The sequence below is a fragment of the Inquilinus limosus MP06 genome (genome assembly GCF_000767795.1).
GTDB classification, from domain to species: Bacteria; Pseudomonadota; Alphaproteobacteria; order DSM-16000; family Inquilinaceae; genus Inquilinus; species Inquilinus limosus_E.
The window spans coordinates 1-11,144 of record NZ_JANX01000162.1 but is presented as its reverse complement, the minus strand read 5'-3'; the positions used below and the strand labels follow the sequence as shown (position 1 = coordinate 11,144).

15 protein-coding genes are annotated in these 11,144 nt (G+C 69.6%); 10 read left to right on the top strand and 5 right to left on the bottom strand.

What is annotated here, in order from left to right; translation table 11 throughout:
- The 7 genes from P409_RS14725 to P409_RS14695 form a co-directional block, all read left to right on the top strand.
- The coding region (locus P409_RS14725; protein WP_034838050.1) for a type III polyketide synthase at positions 1–819 on the top strand (819 nt) is incomplete at its 5' end.
- Positions 819–1,319, top strand: coding sequence for an isoprenylcysteine carboxyl methyltransferase family protein (locus tag P409_RS14720; RefSeq protein ID WP_052120636.1), 501 nt, complete (start codon positions 819–821; stop codon positions 1,317–1,319). The genes P409_RS14725 and P409_RS14720, both read left to right, overlap by 1 nt.
- A 95-nt stretch (positions 1,320–1,414) precedes the next feature.
- A complete protein-coding gene (locus P409_RS14715) occupies positions 1,415–2,563 on the top strand; it encodes an acyltransferase family protein (RefSeq protein WP_034838047.1) in 1,149 nt (382 codons plus the stop codon).
- Positions 2,564–2,634: 71 nt separating this feature from the next.
- Positions 2,635–3,336 (top strand): Crp/Fnr family transcriptional regulator, encoded by a 702-nt coding sequence (locus tag P409_RS14710; RefSeq protein ID WP_034838044.1) that lies wholly within the window; start codon positions 2,635–2,637, stop codon positions 3,334–3,336.
- Positions 3,317–3,952, top strand: a complete 636-nt coding sequence (locus tag P409_RS14705) for an NUDIX domain-containing protein (protein ID WP_034838043.1) — start codon at positions 3,317–3,319, stop codon at positions 3,950–3,952. Before P409_RS14710 ends, P409_RS14705 begins: the two co-directional genes overlap by 20 nt.
- Positions 3,949–4,272 carry a low molecular weight protein tyrosine phosphatase family protein gene (locus tag P409_RS14700; RefSeq protein WP_034838042.1) on the top strand — a complete coding sequence of 108 codons (324 nt, stop codon included), beginning with the start codon at positions 3,949–3,951 and terminating at the stop codon, positions 4,270–4,272. The genes P409_RS14705 and P409_RS14700 overlap by 4 nt, the downstream gene beginning before the upstream one ends.
- Before the next feature lie 99 nt (positions 4,273–4,371).
- Positions 4,372–5,211 (top strand): hypothetical protein, encoded by an 840-nt coding sequence (locus P409_RS14695; protein WP_034838040.1) that lies wholly within the window; start codon positions 4,372–4,374, stop codon positions 5,209–5,211.
- Between the two features lie 16 nt (positions 5,212–5,227).
- Here P409_RS14695 and P409_RS14690 read toward each other — a convergent pair whose 3' ends face one another.
- From P409_RS14690 to P409_RS14675, 4 genes are all read right to left on the bottom strand, one after another.
- Entirely contained in the window at positions 5,228–6,235 is a 1,008-nt protein-coding gene (locus tag P409_RS14690) for a GlxA family transcriptional regulator (protein WP_034838038.1), read from the bottom strand.
- An 80-nt stretch (positions 6,236–6,315) separates the two neighbouring features.
- On the bottom strand, positions 6,316–6,525 hold the full coding sequence (locus P409_RS14685) for a hypothetical protein (RefSeq protein WP_034838035.1): 210 nt from the start codon (positions 6,523–6,525) through the stop codon (positions 6,316–6,318).
- Positions 6,526–6,641: 116 nt separating this feature from the next.
- Entirely contained in the window at positions 6,642–7,337 is a 696-nt protein-coding gene (locus P409_RS14680) for a pirin family protein (protein ID WP_034838032.1), read from the bottom strand.
- A 66-nt stretch (positions 7,338–7,403) separates the two neighbouring features.
- Entirely contained in the window at positions 7,404–8,354 is a 951-nt protein-coding gene (locus tag P409_RS14675) for a LysR family transcriptional regulator (RefSeq protein ID WP_034838029.1), read from the bottom strand.
- 122 nt (positions 8,355–8,476) lie between these two features.
- Between P409_RS14675 and P409_RS14670 the strand changes: the two genes are divergently transcribed.
- The 3 genes from P409_RS14670 (at position 8,477) to P409_RS14660 (ending at position 10,664) form a co-directional block, all read left to right on the top strand.
- Positions 8,477–9,346, top strand: coding sequence for a pirin family protein (locus P409_RS14670; RefSeq protein WP_052120639.1), 870 nt, complete (start codon positions 8,477–8,479; stop codon positions 9,344–9,346).
- Between the two features lie 155 nt (positions 9,347–9,501).
- On the top strand, positions 9,502–9,771 hold the full coding sequence (locus tag P409_RS14665) for an acyltransferase family protein (RefSeq protein ID WP_034838026.1): 270 nt from the start codon (positions 9,502–9,504) through the stop codon (positions 9,769–9,771).
- Positions 9,772–9,779: 8 nt separating this feature from the next.
- Positions 9,780–10,664 (top strand): acyltransferase family protein, encoded by an 885-nt coding sequence (locus P409_RS14660; protein WP_034838023.1) that lies wholly within the window; start codon positions 9,780–9,782, stop codon positions 10,662–10,664.
- 131 nt (positions 10,665–10,795) lie between these two features.
- Here the strand turns inward: P409_RS14660 and P409_RS14655 are convergent, their stop codons facing one another.
- Positions 10,796–11,056 carry a hypothetical protein gene (locus tag P409_RS14655; protein ID WP_034838020.1) on the bottom strand — a complete coding sequence of 87 codons (261 nt, stop codon included), beginning with the start codon at positions 11,054–11,056 and terminating at the stop codon, positions 10,796–10,798.
- Positions 11,057–11,144: the final 88 nt, after the last annotated feature.

Here is an 11,144-nt window from a genome sequence, read left to right as displayed (position 1 = left end):
GTGTTCCTGGATACGGCGCTGGACCTGCTGGAGGACGCGGCCCGGCGCTGCCTGGACGAGGCCGGCATCGGCGCCGGCGAGGTCGACGCCATCGTCACCATCTGCTCGACCGGCATCGCCACGCCCAGCCTCGACGCGCGGCTGATGGAGCGGCTGCCGTTCCGGCCCGACACGGTGCGGCTGCCGGTCTTCGGCCTGGGCTGCGCCGGCGGCGTGCTGGGCCTGGCCCGCGCCGCCGCCCTGTCGCGCGCGCTGAACGGCACCGTGCTGCTGCTGGTGGTGGAGCTGTGCGGCCCGACCTTCCGCCGTGGCGACCTGACCAAGAGCAATGTCGTCGCCACAGCCCTGTTCGGCGACGGTGCCGCCGCGGTGTTGATCCGGCCGGAGGACGGGTGTCCGGCCCTAGGCCCGACCGGCGAGCATCGCTGGCCCGGCACGCTGGACGTGATGGGCTGGTCGGTCGAGACGGACGGGCTCGGCGTCATCTTTTCCCGCGACATCCCCACCCTGGTGCGCAACGACATGCGGCCGGCGGCGGAGGGTTTCCTGGCCCGCCACGGGCTCGGCCTCGACGACCTGTCCGGCTTCGTGTTCCATCCCGGCGGCACCAAGGTGGTCGAGGCGCTGCGCGATGCCTTCGACCTGCCGGATGTGGCGATGGCGGCGGAACGGGCGGTGCTGCGCCGCTACGGCAACATGTCGGCGGTCACCGTGCTGTTCGTGCTCGCCGAGAAACGTCGCAGCATGACCGGGCGCTGGCTGCTGAGCGCACTGGGCCCCGGCTTCTGCGCCGGCTTCGCCGTGCTGGATTGCGGCTGATGATGCTGGGTTGGGCGCAGTGGGTGGCGCTGCTGGTGGCGGCGCAGCGCCTGGCCGAGCTGGCCTATGCCCGCCGCAACGAGAGCCGGCTGCGCGCCCGTGGCGCGGTCGAGAGCGGCGCCCGGCACTATCCGCTGTTCATCCTGCTGCACGGCGCCTGGCTGCTGGCGGTGTTTCTGCTGATCCCGGCCGATCGCGCCCCGTCCTGGCCGCTGCTGGCCCTGTTCCTGCTGCTGCAGGCGGCGCGGGTCTGGGTGGTGGCGACGCTGGGGCCGTACTGGACCACGCGGGTGCTGAGCCTGCCCGGCGCGCCGCTGGTCCGCCGCGGCCCTTATCGCTGGGTGCGGCACCCCAACTACGTGGTCGTGGCGGCAGAGATCGCGGTGCTGCCCCTGGCCTTCGACGCCTGGACGATCGCGATCGTCTTCTCGCTCGCCAACGCCCTGCTGCTGCGCCACCGCATCGGCATCGAAGAAGGAGCCCTGGCCGGACGAAGCTGAGAAACCTCTGAGGCGGGACGACGCAGGCCGGGGAACGATCCGACGCCCCGATGGTTCGGTCCATCAGGCGTCGTCGACAACAGCATTCCGGAGCCATGGCCGAGGCATCCCTCCGCAGCCGGCAGCAATACTTTCCCGCCCTCACCGCGCTGCGCGGCATCGCCGCGCTCTGCGTCGTGGTGTTCCACTATTCGGTCGGGTCCTTTCCGAACCTGCACCTGACCGACGCGACCTTCTTCGTCGGCAAGAGCTATCTCTTCGTCGACCTGTTCTTCGCGCTCAGCGGCTTCATCCTGATGCATGTCTATGGGCGCAGCTTCGCCGACGGCCCCTCCTCGGCCACGCTCGGCCCGTTCCTGCGCGCCCGCCTGGCACGGCTGTACCCGCTGCATCTCGCGATCCTCGGCGGATTCGTGCTGCTCGAGCTGCTGAAGCTGGCGATCGACCGTTCCGGCCTCGACGCCTTCGGCGGCACCCATACCCTCGCCACCCTGCCGGGCAGCCTGCTGCTGCTGAACGCCACCGGGATCTACGACACCTTGACCTGGAACGGCCCGTCCTGGTCGATCAGCGCCGAATGGCTTGTCGGCCTCGCCTTCCCGCTGCTGGTGCCGATTGTCGCCCGCCTGCGCCCGGCCGGGCTGTTCCTGCTCTACGTCGCGACCCTGGCCGGCTTCGCCCTGCTCTCCGCCGGGCCGCAGCTCGACCTCGACCTGACCAGCGACTGGGGCGTGCCGCGCTGCTTCCTGGGTTTCACGGGCGGCATGGTCCTCTACCGCGTCTGGCGGGACGGCGCACCGGGCTGGATGGCGACCGATGCGGCGGCCCTGGCCACCGCCGCCGGCATCGTCCTGGCGATGCACCTCAACACGCGCGGCGTCTTCATCGTGCCGCTGTTCGGCCTGCTGATCCTGTGCCTGGCGCAGAACACGGCGCGGGTGGGCCGGGCGATGGCCACACGGCCGATGATCTTCCTCGGCGAGATCTCCTATGCCGTCTATCTCGCGCAGATCCTGGTGCTCGACAGTGTGCATCTGGGCTGGCGCCTGGCGACCGGACATGAGTTTGAGGAGGCCGGCTTCTCCGCCCTGCAGTCCCTGGGGGTCATCGCCCTGATGGTGGCGGCGCTGCTGCCGATCTCCGTCCTGCTGCATCGCGCCGTCGAGGTGCCCGCCCGCGGCTGGCTCCGCCGGGCCGGCCTGCCGCGCCCGCTGCGGCCGGCGATCGTCCAGCGTCCGGGCTGAGGCCGCAGATCGGTCTGGCGGGCGCAGCCCGCCCGCCCTATTCTGGCTCGCCTCAAGAATGAGACGAATCTGTGCCTGCCAACGACGCCCGCCCCCTCGACGGGATCGATCTCCTCGCGGTTGCCCCCGCCGCCCTGCGCGCCGAGCTGCAGAAGCAATGCCGCTGGCAGCGCTTCGCGCCGCATGAGCAGATCATCGACCGCAACGACGACCCGGACCATGTCTACTTCCTGGTCGAGGGCAAGGTCCGGGTGGTGATCTATTCCGCCTCCGGCCGTGAGATCACCTTCGACGACCTGTCGGCCGGCGCCAGCTTCGGCGAACTGTCGGCGCTGGACCGGGCGCCGCGCTCGGCCAATGTCATGGCGCTGACCGAGGCCACCGTCGCCGCCCTGCCCACCGCCGTCTTCCGCAGCGCCGTCACCGAGCATCCGGCCCTGGCGCTGGCCCTCATGGTGCACCTGGTCGGGGTGGTCCGCCGCGCCAATGAGCGGATCATGGAGCTGAGCACGGTCGGCGCCAACAACCGGGTGCATGCCGAGCTGCTGCGCCTGGCGACGCATGGCGCGCAGCCGGACGGCACCGCGGCGATCCGGCCGATCCCGGTGCATTCCGATATCGCCAGCCGGGTCAGCACCACGCGCGAGACCGTGGCGCGGGTGCTAAGCGACCTCGCCAAGTCCGGCATCGTCGTCCGCGCCGCCGACCATCTGCATGTCGCCGATCTGAGCCGGCTGGAGCGGCTGGTGGAGGATGTCCGTGGCGAGTGGTGACGGCACCTCTCGCGAGGACGGCCCGAACCGCTGGACGACGCTGAAGATCAAGCCGGTCTACGAGAATCCCTGGATCAAGGTCGACGAGCACGACGTGCTGACCCCGGCGGGCACGCCCGGGATCTACGGTGTGGTCACATACAAGAACCTGGCGATCGGGGTGGTGCCGATCGACGACCGGGGCCGGGTCACGCTGGTCGGGCAGTACCGCTATGCCCCCGGCGTCTACAGCTGGGAGATCCCGGAGGGCGGCGGCGACCCGACTCTGCCGCCGGTCCTGTCGGCCCAGCGCGAGCTGCGCGAGGAGACCGGGCTGGAGGCGGCGCATTGGCACGACCTCCTGAGCATGCATCTGTCGAACAGCGTCTCGACCGAGATCGCCCATCTGTTCGTGGCCTGGGGCCTGACCCAGGGCGAGGCCGAGCCGGAGGAGACCGAGGATCTGGCGCTGCGCACCGTGCCGCTGGCCGAGGCCTTCGCCATGGTCGCGGACGGCCGGATCACCGATTCGTTGACCGTCGGCGCGCTGCTGCGGCTGCAGGTGATGCTGCTGAGCGGCACCTTACCCCCAGGGCTGGCCCAGATCCTGCGGCAGGCCGACGCGCCGGCCGGGTGAAGCGCGCCCTGTTCGTCTGCGGTCGCAACCTGCGGCGGAGCCCGACGGCGGAGGCAATCTTCGCCGATGCCCCGGGCGTCGAGACCGCCTCGGCCGGGCTGAACCCGGATGCCGAGGAACCTTTGACCGCCGAGCTGGTCGAATGGGCCGACCTGATCTTCGTCATGGAGAAGGCGCAGCGCGCCAAGCTGTCCGCCCGCTTCCGCAGCTCTCTGAAGCGGGCCCGGGTGGTCTGCCTCGACATTCCCGACAGCTTCGAATTCATGGATCCGGAGTTGGTGCGGCTGCTGCGCGCCAAGGTCACGCCCTTGCTGCGGTGAGCCGGCCACGCCGGCAACCGAAGCATCAAGGAAGCATCATCGTTCTGTCACGCCCCCGGCCCTAGGGTCGGCGCCTCTGAAAGACATGAGGGACGATCGATGATCCGCATCACCGCTGTTCCGGCCCTGCTTCTCGCTGCCGGCCTGCTTTCGGCTCCCGCCTGGGCGGAAGACCCGAAACCGTATCCGGTCGAGGCGGTCGCCTCCTTTCCGGCGCAGCAGGCACGGCAGGCCGTGGCGGTGGATGCCGACTCCTTTTACGCGATCGACAGCCGGGCGATCGCCCGCTACGACAAGGTCACCGGCGCCAAAGTCTCCGCCTGGGCCGAGGCCAAGGACGGGCCGATCATCCACCTGGACAGCGGCGTCGTGGTCGACGGCAAGCTCTACACCGCCCATTCCAACTACCCGGAATGGCCGATGACCAGCTCGGTCGAGATCTGGGACACGACGACGCTGAAGCATGTCGGCACCCACAGCTTCGGTATCGACCGCGGGTCGCTGACCTGGGTCGACTATCACGACGGCAGTTGGTGGGGCGGCTTCGCCAACTACAACCGGGTGTTCGACCGCAGCCCGCTGGCCTATGGCAACAAGTACAACACCCAGATCGTCCGCTTCGATGTCGATTGGCGCGTGGCCGAGGCCTGGGTGCTGCCGCCGGAGCTGCTGGAGAAGTTCGGCGACATGAGCAATTCCGGCGGGTCCTGGGGGCCGGACGGGCGGCTCTGGATCACCGGGCATGACGAGCCGGAGGCCTATGCCCTGGCGCTGCCAGAGGCAGGCTCGGTGCTGCGCTGGGTCGGCACCGCGCCGCTCGACATCGCCGGCCAGGGCATCGCCTGGGACCGGACGCAGCAGGGCGTGATCTGGGGCGTGGTCCGCGACAAGCAGAAGGGCGAGAACCGCGTCACCGCTGCCCGGGTGCAGCTGCCGTAGCCGGCGGCAATCCCTATCACCACGCCCGGCGCAGACCCATGACCTGAGTCGGCGCCACCGGCCGCGGCGCCCGCTCGGCCCGGGGCGAATGGCTGAACAGCGAGCGGTAGCATTTGGCGAAATGCGAGGCGGAGGCGAAGCCGCAGGCCACCGCCACCTCCAGGATCGGCATCGAGGTCTGCGCCAGCAGGATCTGGGCGTGCTTCAGCCGCGCCTCGAGATAGTACTGGGACGGCGTGCAGTTCAGGTAGATCCGGAACAGCCGCTCGAGCTGCCGGGTCGACAGCCCGGCGGCCCGGGCCAGCGCCGCCCGCGGCAGCGGCTCGGCCAGGTTGGCTTCGATCTCGGCGATCGCGGCCAGCAGCTTCGGGTGACTGACGCCGAGCCGCTCGCGCAGCTCCATCCGTTGCGGCGCGTGGCCCTGGCGCGGCCGGGCGTGCAGGAACTGCTCCGCCACCTGGTTGGCGAGGTCGATGCCGTGGGCCTGGCCGATCAGGTAATGGGTCATGTCCAGCGACGCCGTGCCGCCGGCCGAGGTGAAACGGTCGCGGTCGATCTCGAACAGCCGCCCGGTGACGTCGAGCCGCGGGAAGGTCTCGGTGAAGGCGCTGAGATTCTCCCAGTGGATGGTGCAGCGATAGCCGTCGAGCAGCCCGGCCCAGGCGAGATGATAGGTGCCGGTCGAGACCGCGCCGATGCGCGAGCCGCGCCGCGCCATGCGCCGCAGCCAGGCCAGGATGCGCTCGTCGCGGCCCTCCTGCGGATCGAGCCCGGCGACGACCACGACCATGGTGAAGGAATCCTCGGGGCCGATCGCGCCTTGCGCCATCAGCACACCGCTGTTGCTGGCGGTGACCGGTTCGCCGTCGACCGAGAGCAACCGCCAGTCATAGAGAGTACGCCGCGCCACCCAATTGGCGGCGCGGAACGGCTCCAGCACTGCCGACAGCGCCATCATCGAGAAGTTCGGGACCAGGAGGAACGCCACACGCTGCGGCGGTTCGGTCATCGGATCGTCGGCCATGCCCTGGTCTGCTGCGCTTCCCGCGGTTTCCCGCATCCGGCCACAGCGCCGCGGCCGGCGCAACCCCCTGCACGGCCGGTTCAGCGCCGGTCCCGGTCGCGCGGACGCCCCCGCAGGATCAGGACCACGAAGCCGCCGATCAACAGCAGGGCCGCGATCGCGGCACCAGCGGCGATCCGCACGGCCTGGCCACCATCGGCCCCGGCCATGTCGCCGGTGATGGCGAAGCTCCAGATGCCGATCCCGACGAGGAAGGCGGCGATGGCGGCGATCAGCAGGGCGATACGCATGGGCGGGCCGGAACGCTTATCGGAACGATCGTGAGGGACATCCTGCCAGGACCGGCGTCAACCGGTCGAGCGGCTCGCGGCCCGGGCGCGATCATCGCCCGGGCCGCAGCCCTCGGTCAGGCCAGGTCGAACAGCAGAACCTCGGCCTCCGTCTCCGCCGTGATCCGGAGACCCGGCTCGCCCTCGACCGCGGCCCCGTCGCCTTCGCGCATCTCGTGCCCATCAAGGGCGACGACCCCGCGGGTCAGCTGAACGAAGGCCGCCCGGCCCGGCGCGATCAGATGCTCCACCGTCTCGCCGGCCGCGAGGCGTGCGATGAACAGCCGGGCATCCTGGTGGATCCGCAAGACACCGCCGCCGGCCTCCGGCCCTGCCACCAGCTGCAACCCGCCGGTCGGCCCCTCCCCGACGCTCAGCTGTTCGTAACCCGGCGCCAAACCATTGCGATCCGGATGGATCCAGATCTGCAGCAGGTGCAGCGGCCCGGTCGCCGACGGGTTCATCTCGGCATGGGTTATGCCGATGCCGGCGGTCATCCGCTGCAGGTCGCCGGCACGGATCACGGCGGCGTTGCCGAGGCTGTCACGGTGCTCGACCGCGCCCGACAGCACATAGGTCAGGATCTCCATCTCAGCATGGGGATGCGCCGGGAAGCCGGCGCCCGGAACGATCCGATCCTCGTTCAGCACGCGCAGCGACCGGAAGCCCATGCGGTCAGGATCCAGGAACTGGCCGAAGGAGAAGGTGTGGCGGGCCTCGATCAGGCCGGTCTCGGTGCGGCCCCGCGCCATGCGATCGTGCAACGTGATCATCGTGACCTCCGTTCGGTGATGACATGCCGAAGATCGCGATGGCCGGCCCGCAGCGAAAGCAATGGATCAGGAAACCCGGCGTTCGACCGGGGCGAACGACAACCCCTGCTCCCACGGCGCGGCCTCGCCGCAGCTCTCGGCCAAGTGGTCGATCAGCGCCCGCACCCGGCGCGGCAGATGCCGGGTCTGGGGATAGAGCACATGGATGATGTCGGCCACCGGCTCGGCCTGTAGCGCCACCTGCAGCAGGCGGCCGTCGCGCAGGGCATCGGCGACGATGAAGGTCGGCAGCACGGTGAGGCCGAGCCCGGCAATGGCCGCATCCCGCGCGGCCTCGCCGTTGTTGACGGTGATCCGGCTGCGCATCGCCACGCTGCGCGGCGGCCCGCCGGCGGCGAAGGGCTCGAACTGCCACAACCAAGTGGAGGAAATCTCGGCCTGGCCGATCGCCTCGTGCTCCGCCAGCTCCGTCAGGGATCGAGGCAGCCCGACCGCGGCAGCGTAGCCTGGGCTGGCGCAGACCACGCGTCGGCTGGCGGCAAGGCGCCGGGCGATCAACGCCGAATCGCGCGGCCGGGTGATGCGGATGGCGAGGTCGTAGCCCTGCGCCGCCAGATCGACCATGCGATCGTCGAGATCGAGGGTCAGGGCCAGCTGGGGATGACGCCTAGCGAAGTCGAACAGCACGGGGCCGAGATAGAGCGTGCCGAAGCTCATCGGCGCGGCGACGCGCAAGGATCCGCGCAGGTCGCCGTCGCCCTCCGCCACCTCCTCCGCCGCCTCGTCGAGCTGGCGCAGGATGCTGCGGCCGCGCTCGTAGAAGGCCAGGCCGCGGTCAGTCGGCAGCACCCGTCGGGTGGAGCGCTGCAGCAGCGCCCCGCCCAGCGCCGCCTCGAGGTCGCTGATGCGCTTGCTGACCACGGATTTCGACAGGTTCAGCCGCCGCGCCGCCGCGCTGATGCTGCCGCTGTCCACCACCTGCAGGAAGGTGGCGATATCGTCGAGCCGGTATCGCATCGTTCGATCATATCGAACAGCGGTTTCGGGGAAAGCCGCATTCTCTCGACCGGTCGCAAAGCCGATCTTTTCGGCAGAGCGGAACCGCGCCGGCGATCCCGGCGCCCGAGATGGAGATGACCATGGCGACCACCGAACCCACGAACACCACCGGCAACCTGGCCCGCCCGCGCGGCGTGACCCGCACCCTGCGCGGGCGCCCGGCCAGCGACGGCGCCGGGGTGAAGCTGACCCGGGTGATCGGCCAGCCCGGCCTGCCGGACCTTGACCCCTTCCTGATGCTGGACGAGTTCCGGTCCGACGAGGCGGCCGACTACCTGGCCGGCTTTCCGGACCATCCGCACCGCGGCTTCGAGACCGTGACCTACATGCTGGCCGGCCGGATGCGGCACGGCGACAACAAGGGCAATGTCGGCCTGCTCGGCCCCGGCAGCGTGCAGTGGATGACCGCGGGCCGCGGTATCGTCCACTCGGAAATGCCGGAGCAGGAGAACGGGCTGATGTGGGGCTTCCAGCTCTGGGTCAACCTGCCGGCGGCGGAGAAGATGGTGGCGCCGCGCTACCAGGATATCCCGGCCGACGCGGTGCCGGAGGTCACGGCGGCGCCTGGAGCCCGGATCCACGTCATCGCCGGCCGCTTCGGAACCACCCTGGGCGCGGTCGAGGGCGGCACCACCCAGCCGGTCTATCTCGACATCGAGCTCGAGGCCGGTGCGGTGGTCGACGTGCCGCTGCCGGACGGCCATGCCGGCTTCGCCTATGTCTATCAGGGTGCGGCCGAGGTCGGCGGCGAGACGCTGGAGCGCGGCACCCTGGGCGTGCTCGGTGCCGGCGACGGCGTGCGCGCAACGGCCAAGGCCGGCCCGGCGCGCCTGCTGATCGTCGCCGGCAAGCCGCTGCGCGAGCCGGTGGCGAAATACGGCCCCTTCGTGATGAGCACCGAGGCGCAGATCGCCGAGGCGATCGAGGATTTCCGCGCCGGCCGGTTCTGAAGGATCGACGGGCGGCGGCTTCTGCCGCCGCCCGGACCTCCGCGGGGCGATGATGCGGCCCGAGCAACCGGCGCTCAAATGGGAGGCTTGACCGCCGCCCCGATTCTATGTTGCCGTATGCTCTGATATTTTTTTAATTACATTCATTTAAATATATGAAAGATGCAGAAGAGATAAAACCGCTAACCAGCGCCCGCGGCATTGCCGCCGTTATTGTCGTCCTGTTTCATCTGCAGACGACGATCAACGGGCTCTGCGGCCGCGCGATCCTGCCGATCAGTTTTGAGACCGACTATATCGGCATCATCTCCGACGGCTATATCGCCGTGGATTTCTTTTTCGTTCTCAGCGGCTTCATCATATCCCGAGCGAACCGATATCTGTTCGAAGGCAACCTCCGCCCAAACCACTACGGATATTTCTGACGAAACGGTTGGGCCGGCTGTTCGCGCTCAATGCCGCGACGCTGGCGCTCCTTCTGCCTCTCGAATTCCTCAAATACTTCAGCAGCGCCGGCAACACACCGGCCTTTGCCGACACCAACACCATCGGCGCCTGGTTCGAGAACCTTTTCTTTGTCCAGACCTGGTTCCTGGGCCATGGCCCAAGCTGGAACACCGTCGCCTGGTCGATCAGCGCCGAATGGGCCGCCTATATCCTGTACCCGGCCCTGTTCTACATCCTTGTCCGCTGTCCTGCCATCGTGCTTGTCGGCGCGGCGGTCGCGGGGCTGGCCTGGCTCGAATCCACCAGCCCATCGGGGACGTTGCGCCTGACCGACCATGGCGCCGTGCTGCGCTGCCTCTGCAGCTTCGTGCTCGGCATGCTCACCGAGCATGCATCGCATTCGCCGCCGGTCCGCCGCGCCGTCCCCTGGCTGGGATCTGGCATCGTCATCTTCCTCGCGGCGCTCGCCGCGCTGGCTGTCATCGCCTTCGGCGAGGCCGACTGGATGGCCGTCCCGCTGTTCTGCGCCGTCGTCTTCGGCCTCTCGGTGGCCGGCCCCGTCCCGACCGCGGTGATGTCGTGGAGGCCGGTGCACCGCCTGGGGGTCTGGTCCTTCGCGCTCTACATGACCCATTTCATTGTGCTTCGGACCTACAAGGTCGTGGCGTTCTGGGTGTTCGGGCTCTGGCCGTCGCCCCCGGCCCTGGTGATCGTTAGCCTGTGCGGTACCTTCGCCCTCTGCATCGCCGTCGCCTGGGCAGCGAATCGATGGATCGAGCGCCCGGGATATCGGGCCATGCGGCAACTGGCGGAGCGGATCCGTCGCTCCGGCCCGCCTTCCGACCCGAAGCCGGTGACGACGCCGGCCTGAGGCCTCGTCATCACCAGCCGCAGTGCCGCTGGCCGTAGTCGACGATCGGAAGCAGCCAGTCCACCCAGGCCTGATCGGCGCTTCCAACCCAGCCGGGCGTAACGGGCGGTTCGGAGACGACAAGGCAGACGCTATCGACGCTGTCGGCCCTCGGCGTAGCGGCGCAGCCGCTCACGGCGAGCATCAGGAGAAAGCGACTGCAATTCCTGGTCGCGGCGGACAATGTCGAGCACATGGGCCAGAGTGTCCTGTGTCTGCCGGGCGGCGACGCTGGCCCGGCCGGCCGCGAAGACGCGCCAGAGGATGAGGGAGACGGCGGCGGCGCCAAGCAGGGCCAGCGCCGCCCAGCGACCGAGCCTGGAGCCGAGCAGGCCGGCCACGACCGAGATCATCGTTTCCTCAGCACCAGCCAGGCGGCCAGCCCGGCGGCGGCAACCGCACCGATGACGACCAGGACGACGGGCGGCAGGGCCGCGATCT